The organism is Nostoc sp. DedQUE05, from assembly GCF_034530955.1.
Lineage (GTDB): Bacteria > Cyanobacteriota > Cyanobacteriia > Cyanobacteriales > Nostocaceae > Nostoc.
Genome location: NZ_JAVRCB010000015.1, coordinates 77,055 through 103,998, shown reverse-complemented (window position 1 = coordinate 103,998; position 26,944 = coordinate 77,055). Strand labels below are relative to the sequence as shown.

At 40.5% G+C, this 26,944-nt stretch carries 28 protein-coding genes; 17 read left to right on the top strand and 11 right to left on the bottom strand.

Annotated features, from left to right (window positions below; translation table 11 throughout):
• Window positions 1–540: 540 nt before the first annotated feature.
• The 3 genes from RMZ42_RS13680 to RMZ42_RS13670 form a co-directional block, all read right to left on the bottom strand.
• On the bottom strand, window positions 541–1,437 hold the full coding sequence (locus RMZ42_RS13680) for an inositol oxygenase family protein (protein ID WP_322671909.1): 897 nt from the start codon (window positions 1,435–1,437) through the stop codon (window positions 541–543).
• 622 nt (window positions 1,438–2,059) lie between these two features.
• The gene (locus RMZ42_RS13675) at window positions 2,060–2,383 is read right to left on the bottom strand and encodes a DUF1815 family protein (protein ID WP_322671908.1); all 324 of its coding nucleotides are present in this window, start codon (window positions 2,381–2,383) and stop codon (window positions 2,060–2,062) included.
• 137 nt (window positions 2,384–2,520) lie between these two features.
• A complete protein-coding gene (locus RMZ42_RS13670) occupies window positions 2,521–3,006 on the bottom strand; it encodes a gluconokinase (protein WP_322671907.1) in 486 nt (161 codons plus the stop codon).
• A gap of 200 nt (window positions 3,007–3,206) precedes the next feature.
• On the opposite strand from RMZ42_RS13670, the gene RMZ42_RS13665 reads away from it, so the two are divergent.
• The 6 genes from RMZ42_RS13665 to RMZ42_RS13640 all read left to right on the top strand — a co-directional run bounded on the left by RMZ42_RS13665 (window position 3,207) and on the right by RMZ42_RS13640 (window position 9,323).
• Complete coding sequence (locus tag RMZ42_RS13665) at window positions 3,207–4,238, top strand: LacI family DNA-binding transcriptional regulator (protein ID WP_322671906.1); 1,032 nt, start codon at window positions 3,207–3,209, stop codon at window positions 4,236–4,238.
• A 26-nt stretch (window positions 4,239–4,264) separates the two neighbouring features.
• A complete protein-coding gene (uxaC, locus tag RMZ42_RS13660) occupies window positions 4,265–5,692 on the top strand; it encodes a glucuronate isomerase (protein WP_322671905.1) in 1,428 nt (475 codons plus the stop codon).
• 66 nt (window positions 5,693–5,758) lie between these two features.
• On the top strand, window positions 5,759–6,586 hold the full coding sequence (locus RMZ42_RS13655) for an SDR family oxidoreductase (RefSeq protein WP_322671904.1): 828 nt from the start codon (window positions 5,759–5,761) through the stop codon (window positions 6,584–6,586).
• Window positions 6,555–7,877, top strand: a complete 1,323-nt coding sequence (locus RMZ42_RS13650; RefSeq protein WP_322671903.1) for a lactate racemase domain-containing protein — start codon at window positions 6,555–6,557, stop codon at window positions 7,875–7,877. Before RMZ42_RS13655 ends, RMZ42_RS13650 begins: the two co-directional genes overlap by 32 nt.
• Before the next feature lie 158 nt (window positions 7,878–8,035).
• Window positions 8,036–8,671, top strand: coding sequence for a dTMP kinase (gene tmk, locus RMZ42_RS13645; protein ID WP_322671902.1), 636 nt, complete (start codon window positions 8,036–8,038; stop codon window positions 8,669–8,671).
• A gap of 91 nt (window positions 8,672–8,762) precedes the next feature.
• Window positions 8,763–9,323: a hypothetical protein gene (locus RMZ42_RS13640; protein ID WP_322671901.1), complete on the top strand. Its 561-nt coding sequence runs from the start codon at window positions 8,763–8,765 to the stop codon at window positions 9,321–9,323.
• Between the two features lie 264 nt (window positions 9,324–9,587).
• Here RMZ42_RS13640 and RMZ42_RS13635 read toward each other — a convergent pair whose 3' ends face one another.
• Window positions 9,588–9,776: a hypothetical protein gene (locus RMZ42_RS13635; protein WP_094353117.1), complete on the bottom strand. Its 189-nt coding sequence runs from the start codon at window positions 9,774–9,776 to the stop codon at window positions 9,588–9,590.
• Between the two features lie 128 nt (window positions 9,777–9,904).
• On the opposite strand from RMZ42_RS13635, the gene RMZ42_RS13630 reads away from it, so the two are divergent.
• Together RMZ42_RS13630 and RMZ42_RS13625 are read left to right on the top strand one after the other, a co-directional pair.
• Entirely contained in the window at window positions 9,905–10,282 is a 378-nt protein-coding gene (locus RMZ42_RS13630) for a hypothetical protein (protein WP_322671900.1), read from the top strand.
• Between the two features lie 516 nt (window positions 10,283–10,798).
• Window positions 10,799–11,884, top strand: a complete 1,086-nt coding sequence (locus RMZ42_RS13625; RefSeq protein WP_322671961.1) for a glycosyltransferase family 4 protein — start codon at window positions 10,799–10,801, stop codon at window positions 11,882–11,884.
• A 97-nt stretch (window positions 11,885–11,981) separates the two neighbouring features.
• On the opposite strand, the gene RMZ42_RS13620 is transcribed toward RMZ42_RS13625, so the two are convergent.
• On the bottom strand, window positions 11,982–13,511 hold the full coding sequence (locus RMZ42_RS13620) for a phospholipase D-like domain-containing protein (protein WP_322671899.1): 1,530 nt from the start codon (window positions 13,509–13,511) through the stop codon (window positions 11,982–11,984).
• Window positions 13,512–13,728: 217 nt separating this feature from the next.
• Here RMZ42_RS13620 and RMZ42_RS13615 point away from each other — a divergent pair, with 217 nt between their 5' ends.
• Complete coding sequence (locus tag RMZ42_RS13615) at window positions 13,729–14,916, top strand: cysteine desulfurase family protein (protein WP_322671960.1); 1,188 nt, start codon at window positions 13,729–13,731, stop codon at window positions 14,914–14,916.
• Between the two features lie 158 nt (window positions 14,917–15,074).
• Here the strand turns inward: RMZ42_RS13615 and RMZ42_RS13610 are convergent, their stop codons facing one another.
• Window positions 15,075–16,343: a patatin-like phospholipase family protein gene (locus RMZ42_RS13610; protein WP_322671898.1), complete on the bottom strand. Its 1,269-nt coding sequence runs from the start codon at window positions 16,341–16,343 to the stop codon at window positions 15,075–15,077.
• Window positions 16,344–16,691: 348 nt separating this feature from the next.
• Here RMZ42_RS13610 and rbsK point away from each other — a divergent pair, with 348 nt between their 5' ends.
• On the top strand, window positions 16,692–17,627 hold the full coding sequence (gene rbsK, locus RMZ42_RS13605) for a ribokinase (protein ID WP_322671897.1): 936 nt from the start codon (window positions 16,692–16,694) through the stop codon (window positions 17,625–17,627).
• A gap of 141 nt (window positions 17,628–17,768) precedes the next feature.
• Window positions 17,769–18,410: a transaldolase family protein gene (locus RMZ42_RS13600; RefSeq protein WP_322671896.1), complete on the top strand. Its 642-nt coding sequence runs from the start codon at window positions 17,769–17,771 to the stop codon at window positions 18,408–18,410.
• Window positions 18,411–18,442: 32 nt separating this feature from the next.
• Here RMZ42_RS13600 and RMZ42_RS13595 read toward each other — a convergent pair whose 3' ends face one another.
• The gene (locus RMZ42_RS13595) at window positions 18,443–19,336 is read right to left on the bottom strand and encodes a LysR family transcriptional regulator (protein WP_322671895.1); all 894 of its coding nucleotides are present in this window, start codon (window positions 19,334–19,336) and stop codon (window positions 18,443–18,445) included.
• Window positions 19,337–19,749: 413 nt separating this feature from the next.
• On the opposite strand from RMZ42_RS13595, the gene RMZ42_RS13590 reads away from it, so the two are divergent.
• The 5 genes from RMZ42_RS13590 to cls all read left to right on the top strand — a co-directional run bounded on the left by RMZ42_RS13590 (window position 19,750) and on the right by cls (window position 23,818).
• The gene (locus RMZ42_RS13590; protein ID WP_322671894.1) at window positions 19,750–20,034 is read left to right on the top strand and encodes a hypothetical protein; all 285 of its coding nucleotides are present in this window, start codon (window positions 19,750–19,752) and stop codon (window positions 20,032–20,034) included.
• A gap of 4 nt (window positions 20,035–20,038) precedes the next feature.
• The gene (locus tag RMZ42_RS13585) at window positions 20,039–20,695 is read left to right on the top strand and encodes a glutathione S-transferase family protein (protein WP_322671893.1); all 657 of its coding nucleotides are present in this window, start codon (window positions 20,039–20,041) and stop codon (window positions 20,693–20,695) included.
• Window positions 20,649–21,188 carry a GNAT family N-acetyltransferase gene (locus RMZ42_RS13580; protein WP_322671892.1) on the top strand — a complete coding sequence of 180 codons (540 nt, stop codon included), beginning with the start codon at window positions 20,649–20,651 and terminating at the stop codon, window positions 21,186–21,188. The genes RMZ42_RS13585 and RMZ42_RS13580 overlap by 47 nt, the downstream gene beginning before the upstream one ends.
• Window positions 21,189–21,531: 343 nt before the next feature.
• Entirely contained in the window at window positions 21,532–22,377 is an 846-nt protein-coding gene (locus tag RMZ42_RS13575) for an endonuclease/exonuclease/phosphatase family protein (protein ID WP_322671891.1), read from the top strand.
• 1 nt (window position 22,378) lies between these two features.
• Window positions 22,379–23,818, top strand: coding sequence for a cardiolipin synthase (gene cls / locus RMZ42_RS13570; protein ID WP_322671890.1), 1,440 nt, complete (start codon window positions 22,379–22,381; stop codon window positions 23,816–23,818).
• Between the two features lie 41 nt (window positions 23,819–23,859).
• Here cls and RMZ42_RS13565 read toward each other — a convergent pair whose 3' ends face one another.
• The 4 genes from RMZ42_RS13565 to purS form a co-directional block, all read right to left on the bottom strand.
• Complete coding sequence (locus RMZ42_RS13565) at window positions 23,860–24,414, bottom strand: pyridoxamine 5'-phosphate oxidase family protein (RefSeq protein WP_322671889.1); 555 nt, start codon at window positions 24,412–24,414, stop codon at window positions 23,860–23,862.
• A gap of 125 nt (window positions 24,415–24,539) precedes the next feature.
• On the bottom strand, window positions 24,540–25,064 hold the full coding sequence (locus RMZ42_RS13560; protein WP_322671888.1) for a DUF937 domain-containing protein: 525 nt from the start codon (window positions 25,062–25,064) through the stop codon (window positions 24,540–24,542).
• Between the two features lie 189 nt (window positions 25,065–25,253).
• Window positions 25,254–25,928: a phosphoribosylformylglycinamidine synthase subunit PurQ gene (gene purQ / locus RMZ42_RS13555; RefSeq protein WP_322671887.1), complete on the bottom strand. Its 675-nt coding sequence runs from the start codon at window positions 25,926–25,928 to the stop codon at window positions 25,254–25,256.
• Between the two features lie 105 nt (window positions 25,929–26,033).
• Window positions 26,034–26,312: a phosphoribosylformylglycinamidine synthase subunit PurS gene (gene purS / locus RMZ42_RS13550; protein WP_099102896.1), complete on the bottom strand. Its 279-nt coding sequence runs from the start codon at window positions 26,310–26,312 to the stop codon at window positions 26,034–26,036.
• 145 nt (window positions 26,313–26,457) lie between these two features.
• Here purS and RMZ42_RS13545 point away from each other — a divergent pair, with 145 nt between their 5' ends.
• The gene (locus RMZ42_RS13545; RefSeq protein WP_322671886.1) at window positions 26,458–26,862 is read left to right on the top strand and encodes a Fur family transcriptional regulator; all 405 of its coding nucleotides are present in this window, start codon (window positions 26,458–26,460) and stop codon (window positions 26,860–26,862) included.
• Window positions 26,863–26,944 lie beyond the last annotated feature (82 nt).

The following is a 26,944-nucleotide window of genomic DNA, read 5'->3' as shown; positions in this document are numbered from 1 at the left end:
CTTTGTAGTGCATAGCCTGAAAACAGCTTTTAAGTGAAAATTCCAAAAATTAGTATTATTAAAGTTGTCAATCTTTATTTATTTTGACTTTTTTCATTTTATCCCGATCCAGTGCAAAAATTATTTTTGTTTATCGAACTTTACAAATATAAAAGGTTTTAAATCTCTCGATAGAACCCAAAGTCTTTATTCCAAAGTATTTGGATAAGTTAGGCTATTCAATATTAGGATTGATGTTAAAAACGTTAACATTTCTCAATCAATCTTTTTCAGAAAAGATACTATTAGAGTAGAGAGTTTTTTGATTGTTAGTGCGAAATTTCGGAAAATGTAAACATCCTTTGGTTAGATTTTTAAAATCAACTTTCATCAGCTTGACAAGTGTATTTGTTTGTTATTGCTCTTCTTTCATATGCAGGCAATAAAAGAGTAAACAAGATGATATTTGTAAGCTTGATTAGGGATAAAAAAAGTTTGCATATCAATTCTTGTTCTTATTTTATCTCCCCAAAATAGAAGATTACAAATTCTTCTAGCAGTTTAAAACTTTAATGTTGTCGGTAAATATTTAGCCACCAAATCTTCATAGTATGGTTTTAATTTCTGCCAATCAGGAGGAATAGGGTTTTTGGAATACAAATCGTAGGGATTGAATAAACGTACCCATTTAAACATTTCTCGATCGTGTTTATCCATCAAATGCTCATAGGCATTTTCACGATGTTGAGGATAAAATGAGTGATAGCGAAGCATATACAATGCAGGTTCGGGCAAATAGTTTTTCATCATCTGATAAAAATACTCATCATGCCCCCATGATATATGTACATTACTTAATCCACAGTTAGGCTCGTAAATGCCATATTTAGTGTTGTAATCGGGGTTATTATAATCAAGATTTTCTTTAAAGAATTCTGAGAAAACAATTTTATTAGAAAATGCACAACCTACAGGATAAGTATCCCCTACGGTAGCCCATTGAGGTTCACCAAACAGACAAAGCACTTTCCCCATATCGTGAAAGAAGCCAGTAAGTACCATCCAGTCAGGATGACCATCAGCGCGAATCGCTTCTGATGTTTGCAATAGATGCTGTAACTGATCCATGTCTGTATCAGGATCGGAATCATCAACTAATTGATTCAAAAATTCGACCGCATCCCAAACAGACATTTCTTTTTTATCAAACTTTAAAAATTCTTTTTCTTTTTGAAGGACAAAATTATATGTTTGATTAATATGATTTAACCGATAAAACTCTTTTACCGTATATCTAATAGTAGTTTCGTAATTCCTGTACTCTTCGGTGGTTTTACCTTCTTTAACGATGTTATCTGGATTGGGATAGCGATTTAGTAAGTCTTCTTCCCATTCTTCTAGCGAACGTAAGGGATTGTTTTGAACTTGAGCAATGGCATTATTTAGAGTTTGAGACATATCTTCCTAGTTGTCGATATTGTATTTGTTAAATCGTACTTTCGCACTCTATTATGCACAGGTGTGCAAAACCTGTATTAGACTTATTTATTATTTTTGCACACGTGTGCAAAAATAGGTGTTAAGTTTCATTTCGTCTTTGCATACCTGTGCATAATTCAACCTGAGTTCGACAGACCTCTTCCTCCCAGCCTCCCTCTCCTTTTAGGAGAGGGAGGAGTAACAAGTAAGGAGGGTTTTTGCTCCCCTCTCCTGGTAGGAGAGGGGCTGGGGGAGAGGTCAAAATAGCACTCGTCGAACTCACGTTAATTTATTTCTTCCAGTGTTTTATCCAATCTGCTTGGATCGGAGTTAAGACGAAGCACTGATGCGATCGCTAATTAATTCTCAGAGACTTTGATGCCTTCTGGGTAGCGACAACCTTGTACCACAGCACCCAATCGCCCAGCGTCGGCATATTGCTACGCCTCTATAGCTGATTTTTGTGTTGGATAGATTTTTGAAAAGGCTTGTGTATACGCGTACACAAGCCTTTGATTATATATAAGCTTCTCTTTTGTTTTACACACGCGTGCAAAACCTCTGTTAATTTTTTATCGAACTCAGCCAAGGGAGTCGTTAACTATTTTATTAATTGTATGACAGTGGAATCCTTGACAATATTAGCCAACTCTTGTAGCTGGTTTATCGCTTCTGCACCCTCCAACTTCATTAATTCGCGATCGTCCCACAATTCCATCCAAGTAATTCCGTAATCAGACACTAAAAACCGAATCAGGTGCTTTTCTTTCAGGCTAACCATAAATGAAGCACTGTTCATTTGCTCGCCGCATGTATAACAAGACGCAGTATAGCCATGCCGCTCAAGTATAATTGTCAAGGCTTGCAGGTTCATTACCAAGTCTTGGACGAATTCCTGATGCTGTTGCGCTAATCTTATAAACACTACTTTTCTCCTACCATTACAGTTATCTGCTTGCTTTTATATTTTTTTAGACTTACATCTGATGTGATTTAGTTGCCAAAAATTCGTGTTTTCCTAGATACGTGATTAATCTTAATATTACGGTTGTCACCACTCAGCTAAATTTCTAAAGCAGTTCTAATGTTTTGGACAATTATCTGGGGTGGCTGTGCAACATCCATAGATAGAGTATCTACTGGTTCTTCAAGTGTATAAAACTGACTATTGAGTAGTTTTTCACTCATGTAATGATTGCTACGCTTTTTTAACCGCATTTGAATCAACTCGTAAGACCCTTTGAGGTAAACTAGCTTGATGCCATCGCTATTCACTACCAAAAATTGCCGATAGCTATTTTTTAAAGCCGAACACGCCAGCACTACATTTTTATTTTCTTGCAACCAATGCTTGATGGCTGTTTGCAAATCTTGTAACCAAGGTATTCTGTCCTCTTCACTCAGAGGGATACCGCGCCGCATTTTCTCAACATTTTCTGGCGAGTGGAAAGTATCAGCGTCGCTAAATTCACATTCTAAGGAGTTTGCTAGTAGTTTTCCGATGGTGGTTTTTCCCGAACCAGATACACCCATGACGATAATAATCATTTTTTTCTTAATAAAAGTTCAACTAATTCGGAATTTGTAATTTGTAACTTGTAGTTGTAATCATTGACGGAGGTGAGAGTGAGGATTTTTAACTCCTTGCCATGCAAAATGTGAGTTGTATTCAAATCTCTTGACAAATGACGATTATTTTCTATAATACATACAAATGCACACGTGTGCAATATTTAAAACCTAAAATAATGAATAAACGAAGAATTTCAATTGAAGATATTGCCCGCAGAGCAGGGGTTTCTCATTCTACAGTTTCACGCGCTTTGCGAGATAATGCTCTCATTAGCCCGAAAGTGCGAGAAGAAATTAAGCGACTGGCAGAGGAGATGAGTTATGTGCCAAATGCTATTGCTCAAAGCTTGCAAAATAAACGTACTAATACTATTGGTGTAGTAGTAACTTCAATTTCAGATCCCTTTTACGCTGAGGTGGTAGAGGGAATCGAGAAGATAGCCAAACCAGCAGGTTTGAGTGTTTTGTTGAGTGCTTCACACCGAGATTTTGAGGAGGAAATGGCAGCTATTGATACTTTTCATCGCCGCAGGGTAGACGGGATTTTAATAGCTGACTCGCGAATTAGTAAACAGCATACTAAACAACTCACACAAATTGCTGTACCAACAGTTCTAATTAATAGTCAAACTGAAGACCAATCAGAAATATTTCATTCAGTTGCAATAGACGATCGCTTAGGTGCTAAATTAGCGACAGAGCATCTAATTAGTTTAGGACACACGGCTATTGGTTATTTGGGTGTAGGCGATCGCAGTCGGTCGAACCAGCAGCGCCTAGAAGGATATCAAATGGCCCTTGCAGAAGCTGGTATCCCACAAAATACTGATTGGGTTTCAATTAGTGACGAATATAATACCAGAACCAGCGACGTAAACACCGGACAAAATATGCTATCTAAACTATTGACTGCGGAAGTTACAGGCATATTTTGTTACAACGATATGGTGGCGGTTGGCGCTCTGTTAGCTTGCCAAGAATTAGGTATTTTAGTACCGCGAAATTTAAGCCTCGTTGGATTTGATGGTATTGCTTTGGGCGGTTACGTTACGCCACCGCTGACCACAATTAGTCAGCCAATGTTGGAAATTGGTGGCTATGCCATGCAAATGTTACTCGATTTAATAGAAGAAAAAACTGTGGAAAACCTCGTTTTATCTCCTTTTCTACTAGAGCGTGGTAGTAGTGCAGCATTATTAACAATTTAAAATTTAAAACATTTTATACAAAAATTATGTTAACTAAAAAACTGGGTTTATCTCCCGATCGCTGCTTTTCTCCTGAACCAGTTCAAAGACGATTAGCTCATCAATTTTTTGACAGTATATCTGCGTTACCTCTAGTTTGCCCACACGGACACGTAGATCCAGCTTTGTTAGCTAATCCCGCAGCCCGTTTTGGTTCGCCCACAGAATTACTGATTATCCCTGACCACTACCTTTTGCGGATGCTCTATAGTCGGGGCGTATCTCTGCAAGCTTTGGGCATACCAAGCAATGATGGTTCGCCAGCAGAAACCGACCACCGTAAAATCTGGCAATTGTTCGCCGACCATTTTTATCTATTCCAAGGTACTCCGTCAGGGTTGTGGCTGAAAGAGGAACTAACTAACGTCTTTGGGGTGGATGAACCTTTAAATTCTTGCAATGCTGGACGTATCTATGATTATCTAGAAGGTTTGTTAGCCTCACCGGAGTTTTCCCCGCGTGCTTTATTCAAACGCTTTAATATTGAAGTGCTTTGTACTACCGATGCCGCCAGTGATAACCTAGAGAATCAGCGATCGCTCCACGAAGAAGGTTTTACTCAAATTAGACCAACTTTTCGCCCTGATGCAGTAGTTAACCTGGATGCTCCTGGTTGGCGCGAAAATCTTTCCAAGTTGGAAAGCACTATTGGTAGAGAAATTAATACTTATGCCAATTTTGTAGAAGCTTTAGAAGAACGTCGAGCTTTCTTTAAAAAAATGGGTGCGACAGCTACCGATCAAGGTGCAGCTACACCTTATACCACACGCCTTTCTGACCAAGAAGTTGAAGCTATCTTTGCGAGAGCATTAGCCAGTAAGCTGAATTTAGGTGATGTAGAACATTTTACCGGTCATATCTTCATGGAAATGGCGCGGATGAGTGTGGAAGATGGGTTAGTGATGCAAATGCATTGTGGTGTGATGCGTAATCATAACCCAGCTTTATTTGAGAAATTTGGCGCTGATAAAGGTGCTGATATTCCCGTAAAAATCGAATGGACTCACAATCTACGCCCATTGTTATCAGCTTACGGTAGCGATCGCCGCTTCCATTTAATCATTTTTGGCATGGATGAAAGCACTTATAGCCGCGAGATGGCTCCGTTAGCTGGTCATTATCCCAGTGTATTGCTCGGGCCGCCTTGGTGGTTTCACGACAGCGTAAATGGTATGGAGCGTTATTTCAATCAGGTAATGGAAACTGCGGGAATTTATAATACTGCTGGATTTAATGATGATACACGGGCTTTTGTTTCGATTCCGGCTCGTCATCATGTCTGGCGACGGGTAGCTTGTAATTGGTTGGCTGGATTGGTCGCACGGGGATTGGTTGAGGAGGAGGAAGGGTATGGTATGGCTCGTGCTTTAGCTTATGACCTCGCTAAGGTTGCTTATAAGTTTGAGGGGAATTGAAACGCAAAGGGACGCGAAGGGAAGCGCGGAGGTACGCAGAGAATTTTACTAAGTGGGGGAATCATTTTGATTTTAAGTAAACTTTTTAGTTTGAAGGAGCGGGTTGCGGTAGTTACTGGTGGTTCTGGTGTGCTTGGTGGGGCTATGGCAAAGGGTTTGGCTCTGGCTGGAGCGCGAGTGGTGGTTTTGGGTCGTAATGAAGTCAGGGCGGGGGCGGTGGTGGCTGAGATTACTGCTAACGGTGGAGAAAGTATGGCTGTGGTGGCAGATGTTAGCGATCGCTCTCAATTAGAAATCGCTAGGGATGTTATTATACAGCGTTGGGGTGAAATAGATATCTTGGTAAATATGGCTGGCGGTAATATTCCGGCTGCCACAGTTTCTCCTGATGCAACTATTTTTGATATGCCTCGCGTTGCTTTTGAGGAAGTAGTTAGCCTCAACTTAGTTGGCACTTTACTACCTTGTCAGGTTTTTGGTCAAGCAATGGTGGAAAGAAGTCAACCCCACGGTTGCATTGTGAATATTTCTTCTATGTCTGCCATTCGAGCGATTAGCCGCGTGGTTGGCTACTCAGCTGCAAAAGCGGGGATAGATAACTTTACTCGTTGGCTAGCCGTAGAACTCGCCCAAAAGTATGGTGATGGAATGCGAGTAAATGCGATCGCACCAGGTTTTTTTATTGGTGAACAAAATCGAGATTTACTCCTAAATGCAGATGGTAGTTTGACCGAACGCGGACAAAAAATTATTGACCATACCCCCGCCGGACGTTTCGGGAAACCAGATGAATTACTCAGCACCTTAATCTGGTTATGTAGTTCTGGTTCTAGTTTCATCAACGGGGTAGTTGTGCCGGTAGATGGTGGATTTAGTATCTACAGTGGAGTTTAATAATGTCATGTATTCACTGGCTGTAAATAACGGAACACTTTCAGATGAGCAAGTTTCCGGGCTAGTTCATCAAGCTTTAGCAGACCCTAAGTTTGATGGACAGCGCATCTTGGTGTTAATTCCAGATAGTACCCGCACTGCCCCCATCCCGCAAATGTTTCGATTGCTGCATCAGGAGTTGAGCCAAAGAGTAGCGGCTCTGGATTTTTTGATTGCTCTGGGTACACATAATCCGATGAGTGAAGAACAAATCAATCACTTGGTAGGAGTGACACCAGAGGAGCGACAGACAACTTTTAAAAAAGTTCGCATATTTAACCACCTGTGGAATGAGCCAGATACTTTTATTTATTGTGGAGTAATTTCGGCAGACAAGATAGCAGAAATTAGCGGTGGAATGCTGCATCAGTCAGTTGATGTGCGGATTAATAAGCTGGTAACAGAATACGATTTGATTGTAATTTGCAGCCCAGTTTTTCCCCACGAAGTTGTCGGTTTTTCTGGTGGAAATAAATATTTTTTTCCTGGTATTGGTGGTCAAGAAGTAATTAATCTCTCACACTGGTTAGGTGCTTTAATTACTTGTTATGAAATTATTGGTACGCTGGGAATCACACCAGTCCGGCGTTTGATTAACCGAGCCGCTAACCTGATTTCTACCCCAAAACTTTGTTTGGCGATGGTGGTTGCACCGAAAACAAATCAGCTAGCTGGACTTTATATAGATAAACCAGAGTCAGCTTGGGAAGCTGCTGCAAAACTATCAGCTAAACTGCATATTAAATATGTAGATCGGCCTTTTAAACAAGTGCTTTCAGTCATGCCCCAAATGTATGATGATATTTGGACTGCGGCTAAAGGAATGTACAAGCTAGAGCCAGTAGTAGCTGACGGAGGCGAAGTAATTATATATGCGCCTCATATTACCGAGTTTAGCTATACACACGGCGAAATTTTATCCCAAATTGGCTATCATGTGCGGGATTACTTTCTCAAACAGTGGCATAAATTCCAAGACTATCCTGCTGGAGTGCTAGCCCATAGTACTCACTTAAAAGGGATGGGTACTTTTGATCCGATAAAAGGAGAACAAGCGCGGATTCGCGTTACTTTAGCTACCAGTATTTCTGCTGAACGCTGTGCTGCTCATAACTTAAACTATCGCGATCCGGCAACCATTCAACCCACTCAATGGGCTAACCGAGAGGATGAAGGCATATTGCTTGTGCCGAAAGCTGGCGAGATACTGTACCGTTTAAGTGACAGTAATTTTCAGGAAACTAAATCGTAGTTTTCGAGACGCGATAAATCGCCGTCTCTACAGGTGTTTTGGTCTTATCTGAACTGTATTGAATCATAAACTGCGATCGCAGGTTAATTTTACACTTCGCGCTATTCTTGATCTGATGAAACGTCAGCGAATCAGTTTATAGCAGCGAACAAAAAAGCATGGGTGGAAAATTAATTGTATTTGAAGGGGTGGAAGGCTGTGGCAAAACCAGCCAAATGCAGCTTTGTTCTGAGTGGTTGGAAAGTCTCGGTGTTTCTGTGGTGGTAACTCGCGAACCGGGGGGAACAGAGTTAGGTGTACATCTTCGCCGCTTGCTACTAGAAAAGGCAGAGGACAAGCCAGTTGCAGAAGTGACAGAACTCTTGTTGTATGCTGCTGACCGATCGCAACATGTTGAACAAGAACTTAAACCGCAACTGCAAGCTGGGAAATATATTTTATGCGATCGCTACACTGACTCTACCATTGCCTACCAAGGATATGGTCGCAGTCTGAACATGAGTTTAATCAATCAGCTTAATAATATTGCTACTGGTGGTTTAGAAAGCGACCTAACTATTTGGCTAGATGTCGATGTCGAAGTCGGACTGTCCCGCAAACTCTCAGATAAAGTAGGACTAGACCGCATTGAACAGGAGACGATCGCTTTTCATCGCCGCGTTCAGCAAGGATATGCACATTTAGCAGCATCCCATCCCTCACGAATTGTTCGGGTAGATGGCAGCTTGAGTAAAGAAGCTGTACAACAGGTAATTCAAGGAATTTTACGCGTGCAGTTGCACTTGGCAAGGTAGGGCAAACATAAACCTCAAAGTTTTTTATGAGAGTTTGGGCAAACTAGATATGGAAAAAAGTCTAGTTGATACAAGGCAGTAGTAAGAAATAATGGATTGTAATCGTCTGGATTATATCAAAAGTGTCACTGACAAAAGTGATGACAAACAGTGGGCGTATCCTGAATATCCTATTGGAGCTTACTTTCAGTTGAACTTTAAAAGACGTGAAAGTACAACAGTAGTAGAATCTCACGCCCGTAAATTACCAAAAGGATCTCTTATCATCCTTTCTCAAGTACCGCATGAATCCAAAAAAGATACCGCAGGAGATCAAAAAAAAATACCAGATGGACGCAAAAAGAGATACCTAACACACGTAGTTGAACTGGTGAATGAAGGAAGTGAAGATGAACCTCAATGGGAAAAGCATCCGTGGGGGATTTTTCGATGGGTTAAGGTTGATTGGATTGCTGATTTAAGGGATTGCTCTGCTGATTTGAGGAATTGGGACAGTATTCCTGTTGATTGGGAGGTAATGCGAGCCAGATGGGGTTGGTATGACACTTGTGCTAAATCGTTGTCTGGTGACAAGTTAATGGAAAAGTGGTGTACTATCGATCAATTAAGAGAACACTTAAAAAAAGAATTAAATTTGGAAGCCATCAAATAATTTGGAAACCTCAGAACCCAGCACGGTGAACTGGGAATCTAAAAGCCCTATCACCGCGATTGTGGACGCGCCTTGTGGGCATTTTGACCCCAAACTCTACAACCGCCCTATCCCTACCCAAAAGGTGGGGATTTTTAGCATTTTCGGTTATTTCAAAAAGTGGTCTTTTTGACTGATTTTTTTAAACCAGCTGCAATAGGCTTCAGTTAATTAAAAATCTCATTTTTTTGAAAAGTTGCTGTACTAAACTCCAACAAATTTTCACTACTTCCCTTTTTTCTCATCCAGTGCTTTCTGAATAGCTTCTCTGCAAAACTCAGGAGGGTCGTCTTGTGCTTTTACCTCTTCCTTCATTTTTTCGGTGACACGAAAATTAAGATTTTGTGTTAGCGGTTCTTCTCTATCAGACTTAAGTGGTTTTAAATTTTCTGGATTACCTTTAGGGTTAGGCATTGTTGAGAGATGTAAATATAGCTTGAACGATACGTGAACATATAGATAGAGTTTTAAATCGGTGGTGTTCGCGTCTGTCAAAACAGTTCACCACCGATACCACTTTTACAAATGGGTAATTCTATTTTATGTTCACAAGGTCAGAACTCGAAATCAAAACTACTGCTGAGTTGAGAGACTTATGTAGGCGTTACGGATTGAAGCCTACCGGGAATGGAGGGTACAAAACTAGTTGGATTGTTACCTTGATGGCATTCCCACAGATAGCACTCTCGCAATTAAGGCAAGGAAAAGGTTTAAAATCACCAGGCTTTAGTGTTATTCAATTCCTCGAAGGAGTCGTAGATGAGATGAACTCCCCCACTGATGAACAAGCGGCACTAATTCGGATAACTTTAGAGCGCAAGGCTATGAGTTACCCTGACCGATACAACCAAGAGAGTTTACTAAACTTGCACAAAGCGAAGATGCACCTTGAGATGGCGATCGGACTGCTAAATCAGTAAATCAGTTTACAAGCCGAAAGTAATTAGTCCCTAGCAACCTAAAGCTGGGGACTTTTTTATATCCTATATACTCAAAGGGTTTGCTGTCGCTATTAACCTTTATGCGTACATTTACTTATCAAGTTTTTTCCTGATTCTTTAAGTATTCTGGCTCCTGAATTCAGAAGGACTGAATTCTTACGACAAGGGATGCAGAGATTTTTCACATAATATCAGCATTTATCTGAGATTTTGACGATTTTAGAAATTTTTTTATTATCAGTAAAATATATATTTAAGATTGTCCAAAATCATCAAAACTTCATCATTCAGAGTGTATTTACCTCTTGAGGAGTGTGTAATTTCCGTACTAGGATAGATGAAAAATATAGAAGTAAAAGCTTAGGATTTAAAGATAATTGTTAATAAGTTTAGTATCTGAAGTTAATTTCTGATGCAAAGTGAATCAATAAAAAGCACTACAACAACAGAAAGAACAAACTTCTAATTCAAGTTTTATTTGTTAGGAGGTTTATGATGCGAATTGCTCAAGTAGCTCCACTGTGGGAAAGAGTTCCACCTCCAGCTTATGGTGGCATAGAGTTAGTAGTAGGGTTACTGACTGATGAATTAGTCCGGCGCGGACACGAAGTAACTTTATTTGCATCGGGAGATTCGATTAGTCTGGCAAAACTAATTTCAGTTCATCCCCGCTCTCTCAGACTCGATCGCACAATCAAAGATTACAGCATTTACGAGATGCTGAATCTAGCTTCGGTATATGAACGTGCAGAAGAGTTTGATATTATTCACTCCCATATTGGTCATGGGGCACTGTCTTATGCAAATCTAGTAAAAACTCCTACAGTTCACACGTTGCACGGTACTTTTACCCCTGACAACGAAAAGATGTTTAGTTTTGGTAAAAAACAACCCTATATCAGTATTTCCAATTCCCAACGAGAACCAAGATTAGGGTTGAACTGTATAGCAACGGTTTACAACGGGATTGATGTTAGGAGTTATGAGTTTCACTCCCAACCAGAAGATCCTCCTTACCTAGCATTTTTAGGTCGGATGTCTCCAGACAAGGGAGTGCATTTAGCCATAGAAATTGCAAAACTTGCTGGTTGGCATTTAAAAATGGCGGGTAAGGTGGATGTCGTTGATGTGGAATACTTTGAGAAGGAAATCAAACCACATATTGACGGCGAGCAAATTCAGTATTTAGGTGAAGCCAACCACGAGCAAAAAAATGCTCTAATGGGAGGTGCAGTAGCAACTCTGTTCCCCATCACTTGGCGGGAACCCTTTGGATTGGTGATGGTAGAGTCAATGGCTTCCGGTACGCCAGTGATTGCGATGAAATTGGGTTCTACTGAAGAGGTAATTTCCCACGGTAAGACGGGTTTCCTCTGCAATAATATTCAAGAGTGCATCAGTGCGATCGATCGGGTAACAGAGTTAGACCGCTATGCCTGTCACCGGCATGTCGAAAATCTTTTTAGCGTTGAGCACATGACTGATGGCTATGAGGCGGCTTATCAACAGATAATAGCAGAACGATTTTCTCAGAATGGGCGTTTCCGTAGTTTGCTTAGTTTAGGTAGCAGCCAAATTTAAATATGGTATTTGTGTAATCTTAGATGTTTTTAACTAGGTAGAATACTCGTTGTAGGGATGTACAGCTAGCTGTACGCCTTACAAAGTCACGCGATGTCTACGACGGGCTATCGCCTACGCTCCATTTTTCTAAAGTTCTAGCACTCACTCCTGGAACTTTTCCTAAGTCTTGTAAAGATATAAATTGTTCCTTCTGCCCTCTGCCTTCTGCCTTCTTCAATTGAGGACATCGTGTTTGTTCTAATTTAATTTTTTGTTGAATTGCTGGTGGTAAGCCTGGTTTTACTTTGGCATAAAGACGAGCAAATTCTCGCACATAATGGGCAGCAACTACCGGATTTTCGATCGTTACAAGCGTCTCATCGTTGCCATTATTGGCGGCATCTGACCAATTATGAGAACCTGTAATTACTGTTTGACTATCAATAACAGCAAATTTGTGATGCAATAAATCGCCTTTGGGTAATACAGGTACACCTACGGTAGTAATTGGATTTGACCAAGGATGATTGTCAACTTCATATTTACATTTGTTACTAAGAGCAACCCCCATCATATCTAAGGCTTCGCTGTAAGGACGGTAGGCAAATTGTGGTTCAATTAAAGCGCGAATTTGCACGCTTTGTTGATGGCGTTTTTCTAAAATATTGGCAAGAGGCTGTTCGGAAAAAACAAATAACGCCATGTCAATAGATTTGGTTGCTGAATCTAAAGTTTTACCAATTAAACCATTACTACTGTTACTCCAAAGTTGAGTTGGAGAAGTAGGCGAAAATTGCACAGTAATTTTGGTGTTACCTAAAGAAATAACTTTAGGTAAACGCATCGGTTTTTTCAAACCAAATTGACTATCCGGCTGACCTCCTGGGCCGTCTCCCCACATAACATTAAACTCTTCTGTAAATAAAGCAGCTAATTCCGGGCTGTCAATCTGCAATAAGTTATTGGCATTGCCTAAACTACTAAGATTTGTAAAATCACCAGAAGTATCACTTAATGTAAAATTAGCTGAAGTGATAATTACGAGGCGATTGTCCACAATCACAAATTTATGATGCATCAAGCTGCTACCTGCTGAACCATCGGCTCGATCATCTAGCCAGGGAATTTGGGCATTCTGCAAAATTATCAAAGCATCTCTTTGATTGATTTCGCCTGGACTGAGTTGATTATCTTGGTTAAGATCGATAAATTTGCGAAATTCGTTGTAACGTTCCTGTTCTCTTTTATCTAACTTACCTACTTCGGCAGATGTTAAGCTACTCCAAGGTCGGCTATAGGTATTTTCTAAAATTATCCTGACTTTTACCCCAGCTTTTTGTCTATCAGCCAATGCTTGGGCAACTTTGGGCAAACGTAATTCTTGTACCGCCACATCTACTGTAGATTTAGCTTGCACAATAGCATCGACAATCTGTTTTTCTAAATCATCCCCAAGGCGAGTTTGCTGACGGTAAGCTTCTTGGTATTCTGAAGACTCAGAATGGTTAAAGTAAACTCGAACTAAGGGGTCTTGTGGTAAGGGTGCTGGACGCTGATTAAATGACTGGACTCGTTGACAACCAGCGAGGGAAAATATCAGTAAAAAGATATATAAAAAATATCTTGGTCTAGAAATAAGTTGCACTGTAATCTGTTAAAAGTGGATTGGGAGTGGACATATTTATCATTCCCAAAATTTTGCGTTCGGAATTAAGTAGAGAAATAGCTTTCCAAGTACAGGAAAAAAGCCGCTACTAGATGTAGAATTACAGATATTTTTTCAGGATTTGTCCACTAAAACTGTATCTGCTGGCAAGATCGGCAGTCTATCACCAACGTGTGTTCTCACCATTATCGGTTATATGCAAATTTATCTAGATTACAGCGCCACTACTCCGACTCGAAAAGAAGCGATCGCAGTTATGCAAACAGTCCTCACTCAACAGTGGGGCAATCCTTCCAGCTTACATGAGTGGGGACAACGGGCGGCAATGGTTGTAGAACAAGCCAGAGTCCAAGTTGCTGGTTTAATTAACGCCGCCACTCCTGAATCGATCGTTTTTACTTCTGGTGGCACTGAGGCAAATAATCTAGCAATTATGGGTGTAGCTCGGTTGTATGCTGTACCTCAACATATAATTATCTCCAGTGTTGAGCATTCCGCAATTTCTGAAACAGTGCGGTTGCTAGAAATGTCGGGTTGGGAAGTTACGCGCTTGTCTGTAAATGTTAAAGGCAGAGTCAACCCCTTGGATTTAAAGGCGGCGTTGCGACATAACACAGCCTTAGTTTCTATAATTTACGGTCAAAGTGAAGTTGGGACTGTGCAAGCGATCGCAGAACTGGGTAAAATTGTGCGATCGCATGGTGCTTTGTTCCATACAGATGCGGTGCAAGCTGCGGGACGCTTACCCATAGATGTGCAACAACTACCTGTAGACTTACTTAGCCTTTCCAGTCATAAAATATATGGGCCGCAAGGTGTAGGGGCGTTGTATGTGCGTCCTAGTGTGGAGTTAATGCCCTTGCTGGGTGGTGGTGGACAAGAAATGGGACTGCGTTCTGGTACACAAGCAGTACCGATAATTGCCGGATTTGGTGTAGCAGCAGAATTAGCAGCCGAAGAATTAGCTACAGAAACACCACGATTAATTGAATTACGCGATCGCGCTTTTGCCCAATTAGCTGAGATTCCTGGTTTAATTCCTACAGGGGATACTTGCGATCGTTTACCCCACCATGTCAGTATGTGCTTAGAAAACGCCGACGGAAAAAAACTCAGCGGTAAAGCCTTGGTGCGACAGCTAAACCTTGCTGGCATCGGTATCAGTGCTGGTGCTGCTTGTCACAGTGGTAAACTTAGCCCTAGTCCAATATTGTTAGCGATGGGTTATTCCGAAAAAGCTGCCTTGGGTGGAATTCGCATCACATTGGGGCGTGATACGACTGAAGCTGATATAGATTGGACGGTAATGGTGTTGAAGCAAGTTTTGCAAAGGCTAACACCAGTTATTAGTGGGCAACCTAAGTATATTTCAAAAATCAAATAGGAGTCATATAACAGCGAGCCAACTGTTGCTGCGATCGCCTAATAACAAGTTTTGTTTGTATAACAATCCGATTTAATTTGCGAGAATTGTAAGCCACAGATATCTGACTTGTTTTAGAAGTCAGATATCTAGTTTCTTACAAATAATTCAGCATTGTATCAGACTGATAAAGCCTCTGTCTGATTCGTAGTTGCCTGGGTAATAGGATTGACTTTTATAAATTGTTCGATTGCATCTTTTACTTTCGGCCCTTTACCATACACTCTAGAATCATAAATCAAACCAATATCAATGAAAGCTTGAGCCGCAGCGATCAAAGTTTTAATATTTTTATTGCTGGAATCATCCATCTCTTCATTTACACGGATATTCTGAACTATGCAATCATCATTGTATTCTTTTAAGTTTGTATTTACAGCTTGAACTAAGTACTGATTTTTCCTTTGATATTTTTTTTCTATGAGAGTACGAGTCATTTTATAATCTTCATTTGCTAAGGGTTTGTATCTTTCATTCAAATCAAAATCCAATCGGAGGTAGTGCCCTGACTCGAAACCTCCAAGGATGTTTTGACAAATCGTACTATTTATTTCACCTGTTGGTTCCATGAACACATCCACTAGCCGCTCTACCCAGTTTAACGTGTGCCATTTTTTTATTTGTTCATATTCAAATGGGTTGGCGCTTCTACCCGTACCGATAGAAAGTACAGAAATGTCCTCTAGTTTAAGATTTTCTAAATTATATTTTTTCTTGTCTTTTAGTGATAATTTAGGAGAACGACTCACTTTTAAAGCTTGACTAATTGCTGCCAAGGATGGATTATTAGCACAAACTCCACCATCAATATGAGGGAATGACCATTTACCAAATACCTGTTCGTTAGATGCTTTTAACTCGCGTGGAGGGAAGAAAGTTGGCGCTGATGCCGAACTAATACATATATCTTTTAGTGGAATTCCATCGTACCAGCGAGCACCTAAATCAGGATGTAAATTGGTGAAAAAAGTTGTGTTGCGATAACGCATATCATAGGCGAGAATCAACAATATAGTATTCGTAATTTCGCCAATTTTAGTCTCACCTAAAGCAGATTCATCTTCCAGAGCTTTCTCTAATCCATCATGAGAATATTTAGGTGAAAATATATTTCTGACAAATCGCCAGGGTTTTTCAAAATTCCTTGGCTGCGGGAAGATTTGCTCGGCTTTTGTTTCATATAGTTTCAGCAGTTGAGTTGTGTTTAAGCCTTTCGCCAGTCCCGCAGCAATAATTGAACCAGTAGAAGTACCAGTAATCATGTCAAAGTATTGGTGTAATTCTAAGCCGTAAGTTGCTTGGATTCGACTTTCAACCTCTTTGAGCATTTGTACTGAAACTACACCACGAATTCCACCACCATCTAAACTGAGAATTTTGAATGTCATAACCTACTCCTAATAAGACAACCATTAAAACAATGGTTATATGGTTCCCAGTTATTGGTGAAAAATTTCACGGTGTGTCAGAAAAGAGAAGCAAGTGTCCGTAGCGTTTACACTTTTACCACAATGATTTTACCTTTCTACAAAAAAATTCATACATCTAATCAGCAACACCACCGAAAGGGTTAAAGGAGTTTACCACTTAAGCACTGTACAAACTAAGCATGATGTAAATTATGATAATTGGTCGTTTCGGGCGTTTCACGTAACCCTAATTTACTTACATATTTGCGTAGGCGTAGCCCGCCATAGACATCGCATCCTGTAATATTATTAATAAAAATCAGCATCATGAGTATTATCGTTTTCGGCAGCATCAACATAGACTTGGTAGCAACAACACCCCGGTTGCCAGTTGCAGGAGAAACGTTACTAGGAGAAGACTTTTTTAAAGTTTCGGGAGGGAAAGGAGCCAATCAAGCCGTAGCATTAGCAAAATTGGGCATTCCTACCCAGATTGTGGGGCGTGTAGGTGCAGATGATTTCGGTAAGGAACTTGTTAACAATTTGCAAACATCTGGTGTGCAGACTGATAACATTTTTGTGGATGAAACTGTTAGTTCTGGAGTCGCTATTATCACCGTGAGTCAGACTGGTGAAAATCAAATTGTCGTCATTCCAGGTGCAAATGGGCGTGTCAATCAAGAAGATGTAGAGCGATTATTCCACTTATTACCAGCAGCTACAGCACTACTTTTACAACTAGAAATTCCGATTACTGCCGTGATTGCTGCTGCTAAAGCCGCAAAAGGTGCAAACATAAAAGTGATTTTTGACCCCGCACCCGCACAATCTAATTTACCAGATGAATTGTATCCATTGGTAGACATTATTACACCGAATGAAGTTGAAGCAGCGCAATTGGTAGGTTTTCCTGTGAATGGTGAGGAACAAGCCGCTAAAGCAGCTGCGGTTTTATTGCAACGGGGTGTGAAATGTGCGATCGTCAAACTGGGTGCTAAAGGTGTTTTTTGTGCCACTGCTGAAGAAAAGTTTTTTGTACCTGCGTTTTCAGTTCATGCAGTTGACACAGTAGCCGCAGGCGATGCTTTTAATGGTGGTTTAGCGGCGGCACTTTTTGAAGGACTTTCCTTACATCAAGCAGTTGTTTGGGGTGCAGCAGCAGGTGCTTTGACAGCGACAAAACCAGGCGCACAAACTTCGCTACCGGGTAGGTTGACATTTGATGCATTTCTTAAGGAAAAGGGAATGGGTAGTAGTTTTTAAGGGTAGGTATTTAAAAAAGTATAGAATAAACAGGTAAAATGCTTATCTAATAGGGATTGGCAGAAATATCAGTGCAAAGCTTCTGAACGATGTAGGGTGTATAGCAGGAGAAATGCAGGTAGGAAAAGGGAGGAATTAAGTATGGCACTATATCTAGACTCCGCGATCGCATCGGAAGCTGAAGTTGTTAAGCTTTGGGGATGGGTAAAAGGTATTACAACAAATCCCACTTTGTTATCTCAAAGCGATACTCCACCAGAAACCACACTCAAAAAACTGGTTGCCTTGACAAATGGGCCGTTATACTATCAACTTATGGCATCTGATAAAGCTGGGATGCTAGCTGAAGGTAGAAAGGCTTTCGAGATTATTGGTTCGCAAACAATTTTAAAGATTCCCGCAACACCGTTAGGGTTTGAAGTAGTGGCGAGTCTATCACCAGAAATTATCTGTTCGGTGACAGCGATTTATAGTGCAGCACAGGCAGCAGTAGCACGGGAAGCAGGAGCTAAAATTGCCATAGCTTATGTAAATCGAGCTACCCGATTGTTAGGTGATGGTATTGCCTTAGTGCGGGATATGGCTAGCGTACTCAAAGGTAGTGATACGGAAATCTTGGCAGCTAGTATCAAATCTCCTGAAGAAGCAGCCGCATCGTTGCAAGCTGGTGCGGATCATTTAACTTTACCATTGGCAATGTTGCAGGCGATCGCAACTCATGAATTCTCCCAAAAAACCGTTGAAGAATTCGCTAAAGGAGGCATCGGTTTAAGTAATTCGTAATTCGTAATTCGTAATTCGTAATTTGTATGCGTTCAATAAGTGAATTTAGCTAAACTATAAAAATCAAATTTACTCAACATTTCTAAAAAGGTGAATACCGCAGGTATTTGCAGAGCATTAGATAAAGTTGCAGTTGCAATAACTCTTTCGAGGGGTGCAGGTAAACTGTATACTTGCACCTTTGGGGGAATGGGTACAGCTGCTAAACGAGGCATAATAGCTGCTCTCAGTCCTTGATTCACCATACTAACAACTGTGGAATCTTCTTGAATGTCGGTAGCAGTATTGATTGGAATTGCGAAAGTCTTTAGGTGGTTGTGAAGAATACGTCCGCAAGGTGTACAAGGAAGCAAAACCGGCGGATAGGCTGCTATGTCTTCCCAAGTAATTTGCGGACTGCTAATTTTGCTATCTGGTGGTAGTAAAGCTACATACTCATCCCGAAAAATTTCCCAGGTTTCAAATTCTTCACCAGTTGGCAGACAGGTAATACCAATATCGGCACGTCCATCATGCAAACACTGCTCTACATCCGTAAAAGCAGCACACTCTATGATTGTGACAGCAATTTCTGGGAATTGATTGTGAAATTGAGCGATCGCTTTTGGTAATAAATGAGTAGCAACGCTCCGAAAAGCCGCAATTCGCACATGACCACCGTGTAAACCTTTATGCAGGTTTGCTTCGTGTTGCATCATCTCTAGATGCTGCATTGCTTGACGCGCATGATACAAAATGCGCTCTCCAGCAGGTGTTAGCACAGCACCGTGACGACCTCTAGCAAATAATGGCACACCTAATTCTTCTTCTAGGGTGGCGATCGCATGACTAATTGCAGGTTGGGAAAGCTGCAATTCTAAGGCTGCTTCACTAAAGTTACCACAATCTGCTACTGCAACTATGGCTCGGAGTTGGGAGAGTTTCATAGGCAATTGATCGGAACAAGGGTATACACATCCTGACTTTATTGTGGCAAAAAGGTTGTATAGCAATCTGATTTGATTTCTGAATTAATCGTAAGGACTAGGGACTGGGGACTGGGAAGAAGGAATAAAGCTGTACTGAGTTTTTTTCAAAAATCAAATATGAGTCCTATATTAGGGACTTCCAAATAAAAAAATATATAACTTTTATTGTGGGGTGGGCGTCTCGCCCGCCCAGTTCATAGGGCGGACAAGATGTCCACCCCACAAGAGCGGATAATTTATTTCTTGGTAATCCCTTAATGATTTCTCATATCTATAAATAGAATTTATAGAACCTATGCAAGCCATGATTTGATTCCTAACTGAGATGTTGTTACTGTTTTATTTACTAAGCAACTTTCAGGAATAATTTTATGAACAATAACATTAGGTGTTTACAAACAGAAGATATAAAAATAAATTGTAATCCGTCATTCCAGAAAAAAATCAACTCAAAGTTATGGAAATCTCTGCATCTGATTTGGGAGAATTTTGTCAAAAAACTCCTAGCCGATCGTAATGAATTACAAGTTTGGCAAAAGGTTGACCGCCACGGTAATATCTATTGGCAAGCTTACGACCCTGTAACCGGAAAATCTTTCTCTTCAGGTTCGGAAACTGATGTATCTATGTGGATTGAACAACTTTATCGGTATTAAAAACATGACACAACTTACTTTAGTAATTGGCAATAAAAATTATTCATCTTGGTCGCTTCGTCCTTGGTTAGCGATGAAGCAATTCGGTTTGGAATTCAATGAAATTCGGATTCCTCTCTATAACGACCCAGATTGTTCATTGAAAATTCGGCAATACTCGTCATCAGGAAAAGTACCTGTGTTATTGCACGATAAACAAACAGTGTGGGATTCTCTCGCTATTTGTGAATATTTAGCTGAAACTTTTCCAACCCTGCAATGGTGGCCAGAGGATAAGGCTGCAAGAGCATTAGCTCGTTCTATCAGTGCAGAAATGCACTCAGGATTTCAAAACTTGCGTCAGAATATGCCGATGAACTGCCGTACTAAATATCCTGGTAAAGGTTTAGAACCCGGCGTACAACAAGACATTGACCGCATTACTAGTATCTGGCAAGAATCACGTCAAAAGTTTGGGGCTGGTGGCAATTTTTTGTTTGGCAATTTTACGATTGCCGATGCGTTTTTTGCTCCAGTTGTCCTGCGGTTTGTCGCCTATGATGTGCAATTAGATACTGTTTCTAGAGATTATGTAGAGTCAGTTTTGGCACTTCCAACAATGCAAGAGTGGATAAATGCAGCAAAAAATGAGACAGAAGTTATTCCCCAATATGAGTTTTAGGAAAATATTAGATAGCGAGAATAAGAAGGGTAGGAATATTTTAATTCGATATGCAAATAAAAAAGATATTCCTGCGATTATGGAATTGATTCATTTGAAAGCTGAATTTGATGGTTGTCCTGAATCTGTAGAAGCAACTCCTCAAAAGCTAGAAATTGATTTATTTGGAGAAACACCTCTTGCTTTTGTTATTTTGGCTGAGGTTGATGGCGATACTATTGGGTTGGCAACCTATCACTTTATCTATTCAACTTTTTTAGCAAAACCTGGAATTTGGCTTGATGATTTATATGTCAAAGCTGAATATCGAAGCCACCGAGTTGGTCAGGCACTCATGCTACGCTTGTGCCAGATTGCCAAAGAAAAAGGTTGTGGCAGAATCGATTGGACTGTAGCTGTGTCTAACGAGCGTGGAATCAATTTTTATGAAAAAATAGGTGCAAAGATCATTAATAAAGTAAAATTATGCCGCTTAGACGGTCAGATGTTATAGTTGCGATCGCTCTCTTAAGCCACTCTGGTAAGCTTTAAGGTCTATCCAGGGAAATCGCCCGATCCATCCTGACATTGTTCAAGCTCTAGTGCTTATGGAGCATAGATTGTAGCTTTACAAACGTGCTATTCTTCTCTAACGACTGTTTAATAGCGTTAAGCTCTGACTTTTCACGTTATGTGGAAAAGTCCACCAAAAACCTAACCCCCTAACTCCCAACTCGTCGCGGGAAGGGGGAAAATTCAAAGTCTCTCTCCTTTTAGGAGAGAGATTTAGAGAGAGGTTTTCCAGATGCCGTGAAAAGTCAGCGTTAAGCTAGAATAAATCCATTTTAATATTAGTAATGCCTAATATTCAAGAACACGTAAACACTCTAGTTACGAAATTGGTTCCGGGTTATAGATTTTTTCGTTTACAAGAACTCACAATTGACAAAAATCATTCAATTCAAACAGAAATTAATAGTCAATCAATTAAAGTTCTCAGTTGGAATATTGCTAAACAAAACTATAATAAGACTTGGTTAGAAGATTTTTCAACAATAATTGCAACTTATCAGCCAAACTTCATATTTTTACAAGAGTTTTCTCTAAAGTTAGAGGCAAATGAATGGGGAAAATGGTTGAAAATGAATTGGAGTTTTGCTCCTAACTTCGTAGATATTCATCACCAAACTTATTCAGGAATATTTACAGCCTCGACAATCAGCCCAATTACCAAAAAAGTTATAGCTACTAAACATTATGAACCGATTGTTAAAACTCCTAAAATTTCTTTAATAACTGAGTATCTGCTACCTGAGCAAAGCATAACTCTGCTGACAATTAATACTCATCTGATCAATTTTGTAGATATAAATAAATTTAAAATCCAACTAAATGAATTAGAGCAAGCCTTATCTACACATCGGGGGCCACTAATATTTTCAGGAGATTTCAATACTTGGAGTCGAAAAAGAGCAGTTATTCTCAATCAAGTAACCACTCAATTAGGATTAACGCCTGTAATTTTCGCACCTGATGAGAAGGAGAAAATTAAACGCTTTTTGTTATCACCTCCTTTAGACCATATCTTTTATCGAGATATCAGTGTGAAGAAAGCCAGTCCTAAAGTGCTAGACCAAATTTGTTCATCCGATCATAAGCCATTGCTGGCAGAATTTACTTATACCAATACTCAAAAAAATTAAGATGCTTGTAGATGCTGGTGTTCTAGCGATTTTTAGCACAGCTACAGTTGTTGTTCATTGCGTGGGAGTTGCACATGCAGCCCATGCAGTGATGAATGTGCGTTCTTCTCAAGGGGCAATCGCCTGGAGCATTTCTCTAATTACCTTTCCCTGGCTAGCGATTCCATTGTATTGGATTTTAGGAAGAACTAAATTTCATGGATATGCTGAAACACTGCGCTCAGTCTATGCACAACACTACCAGCTTGTTCGTTCGACTTATAGCGAACTAATTAAATTTCAGGTTGCGCCACCAGATAATCTAGCCGAGTTGCAACCATTAGCGGAGGCTTTTACAGAAATTTCTTTCACATCAGGCAATGCTGCCGAATTACTAATTGATGGTCAGCAAACCTATGAAGCAATGCTGAAAAAGATTGCATCGGCGAAAAATTATATTTTATTCCAATTCTATACTGTTAACGATGACCAATCAGGTAATGAGTTTAAAGAAGCGTTAATTGCTAAAGCCAAGCAAGGAATAAGCATCTATTTTCTCTACGATGAAATTGGTTCTAAGAAATTATCTCGCCCTTATATCCAATCTCTACAACAGCATGGAATTGCAGTGAGTGCATTTAACACTACTAAAGGTCAGGGTAATCGGTTCCAATTTAATTTTCGCAATCATCGGAAAATTCTGGTGGTGGATGGAGAAATAGCATTTGTAGGTGGACTGAATATTGGTGACGAATATTTAGGAAAAAATCCTCGCTTGAGTCCCTGGCGCGACACCCACATGATGCTCGAAGGCCCAACTGTACAATGCCTACAAAGCTCTTTTGTGCGAGATTGGTATTGGGCAACTCGAAAACTTATCGAAGTTAACTGGCAGGTAAAAATTAATCAGGATAATCAAACTGTATTCATACTTCCTACAGGCCCCGCAGATCATTTCCCAGCTTGTAAGCTTTTTTTCGTCGAATTAATTAATCAAGCTCAAACTCATCTCTGGATTGCTAGTCCATACTTTGTGCCGGATGAGGCAACATTGTCAGCTTTAAAACTGGCAGCAATGCGAGGTGTGGATGTGCGAATTCTCTTACCAAATCGACCCGATCATTTATTTGTTTATTTATGTTCCTTCTCTTACTACACCGAAATGGAAAAAATCGGTATCAAGTTGTATCGTTACAAAAATGGGTTTATGCACCAGAAAATTATAGTCATTGATGAGAATTTAGCAGGGGTAGGAACCGTTAACTTAGATAATCGCTCTTTTTCCCTCAACTTTGAAGTTATGGGTTTTGTTACCGAGCCTCGGTTTGTCCAAAGTGTGAAAAAGATGTTAGAGGATGATTTAGCTGTCTGTGTTGCTGTCGATCTTAATGAGTACGATAAAAAACCTTTTTGGTTCAAGTTAGCTGTGAGAGTCTCTCGATTGCTGACTCCTTTACTTTAATCGCTAATATATGGATTAATAGAATAATCCATCAGGCAAAGTTAGAGTAATTTACTCAGTGGTGTTGCTAAACCGTCAAGGCTGACAAGATTTTTCTTCTGTTGATATTCTCTAACTCCTTCTTCGCCTTTTTTAGTAGCCCAGTTTACTAGAGTCTGTCGCTGACCTTGATATTCATAGAGTGGTACGCCAAAACCACAGGAAGTCTGGATTTTTTCAATGTCAGCGACGATAATTTGACGAGTTCCTGGTATCGGCAAAAATAGAGAATACAACGAGTCCCACTCTGGAGAACTCGGTAAAATGGTGGTTCCTTGACCGTAAAGACGCAAGATACACGCAGGTTCTTGAAAGGCACAAAACATGAAGGTTATCCGCCCATTTTCTTGCAAATGGGCTGATGTTTCGTTACCACTACCTGTGAGGTCTACATAACATACTCGGTTGGGAGACAAGATACGAAAACAGTCCTGACCTTTAGGAGACAGGTTAACATGACCCGTAGGACTCAAAGGTGCAGAGCCGACAAAGAAAAGGTGTTGGGCAGCAATAAAGTTTTGCAGTTCTTCAGTAATACAGTCAAATAATTTAGACATAGACTGTCTGATTTATATTTACAAATTGATCGTTTTCTCAGCCTATGTCTTAGCTAAAAATCTAGCAAGGTATAATTACCGATGTCTGGTTTATCCCAAAGGAATGGGGAGTTGGGAGAAAACTCTTACTGTCTCATATATCGACTAGCCATTTGGATGGCATCAGCGATATCGACATCACCATCACCATCAGCATCCAAAAAGGAATTTAGGACAGGATTGCCGCCAGCTTGGGGATTTTGAGCATTAGCACCTGATTGCAAAAACTTTAGCACCAGAGGTACTGCCAAAGGTAGCAATTGTTGAACGATACCAGCATCCAACCCAGTGCGCTGGGCAGCAACTTCAGCTACTTGCTGTTGGATCTGAGGAGAAAACAAGGAATTGACGGCTTGGGGGTTGGCAGAAGTACCAGCATATTGACTGACTAAATTTTGTGTGGCTTCATTACCATCTGTAGCTTGTTTGTCTTGTAAAGCAGAACGTACTTGACCACCTACAATTGACAAAACTGATTGGATGGTAGAAGGATTTGCGCCTGTGCGATCGCTCAACTGCTGTACAGTATTAACAATGCTTCCTATTTCACCTAAGCTGCCCTGTTGATTGGGATTAGCGACGGCACCAAGAATTTGATCGAAAAGTCCCATAAGTTTGCTTCTCTCTTTGTTCTCAAAAACTTGCCAAAACTGGCTTAAAGTTTTTTGTGTACACAGACTTTTGTAAGTCTAATAAAAGATTAGAACACGCTTGCCTCTAAATTTTAACAACTACTAGCTTAAGGATGAAAAGTCGATCGAGCGATCGCAAAACGCTCAACCGATCGCCCGATATTTGCTTTACGCTAATGCCGCTACTTTCTCTAGTAAGCCTTGAAACAACCTCAAGCCGTCACTACCCCCTAGCATTGCGTCTGATGCCCTTTCTGGGTGCGGCATCATTCCCAACACATTACCCCGACGATCGCAAATCCCGGCGATGTTGTTCAGTGAACCGTTGGGATTTTCGCCTTCATAGCGAAATATGACTTGCCCGTTATTTTCAATTTCTGCAAGAGTGGCTGCATCAGCGTAGAATCGCCCCTCTCCGTGGGCAATGGGCAAAGTGATAACTTCACCAGTTGTATAAGCTTGCGTCCATAGATTAGTACGCTCAACTTTCAAGGGGACGCGATCGCAAATAAAATGTAAATCCCGATTTCTGGTTAACACCCCTGGCAAAAGGCCAGCTTCAGTTAATACCTGAAAGCCGTTGCAAATACCGAGGACAAACTTACCCTTTTGGGCGTGTTCTACAACCTGCTGCATCACAGGTGAAAAACGCGCGATCGCACCACAGCGGAGATAATCCCCGTAACTAAAGCCACCAGGAATAATCACAACATCCAAATCAGCAATATCTGTTTCTTGATGCCAAACCATGCGCGTTGGTTGCCCCAGTAAATCTCTGATTACATAAGCAACATCGCGATCGCAATTAGAACCGGGAAAAACAACAACACCGAATTTAGTCATTTGTCATTTGTCATTTGTCATTTGTCATTGGGCATGGGGCATGGGGCATTGGGTATTGGAAAACTTTTTCCTAGTCCCCAGTTCCCAGTCCCCAGTCCCTAGTCCCTAAAATACCCCAGTTTGAGTTTCGACCTCAATTAATTCAAAGCGGTAATTTTCAATTACGGGATTTGATAGCATTTGGTCACAAATGGTATCAAGGTCTTTACGCGCTTTCTTCTCTTCAGTTGAGGTGATGGTGAGTTCAATGTACTTGCCAATCCGCACCTGGTCAACGTTATCGTATCCCAGTTGCTTAAGACCGGATTGTACTGCCACACCAGCGGGGTCTAAAACTGAAGGACGAAGGGTCACGAAAATTTTGGCTAGATACTTGGTTTGCACGGGCTTTTGCTGAATGCTGCGATCGCTATACTATAACTTTCTGTTCCAACTGAGTGAAAATAAGATTACGAAGCGGTTAAAGTTAATCGATCGATTAGCTTATCTAACAGCTTCAAACTACAGTGGCATACTTAAATAATTGTCTATGAGAGCTATACGCACCCGCAGTCAAGAGCGTATTTTCAACCTCCTGAAAAATATCAAAAAAGGCATTTCCGCCCAAGATATTTACGTAGAACTACGTAATACAAATCAGAGTATGGGTTTAGCAACAGTTTACCGTTCTCTAGAAGCCTTAAAACTAGAAGGTATAGTACAAGTGCGGAATTTGGCTAATGGTGAAGCCCTCTATAGCCTAGCACAACAAGATAAACACCACCTTACCTGCTTGCAATGTGGTGTCTCAATTGCGATTAATCAATGTCCAGTTCATGACTTAGAAAACCAGTTAGAATCAAGCCATAAATTTAAAGTTTTTTACCACACCCTAGAGTTTTTTGGGTTGTGCAGTCAATGCCAGGTGAATCAAAGTACTGGGATTAGTCAATAGTTATACCAATTTTATGAAACGGATAAAGCGTGTTTTATTTTTGATTTCTGATTTTTGATTTCTGCTGTAATAAATGTTTTAT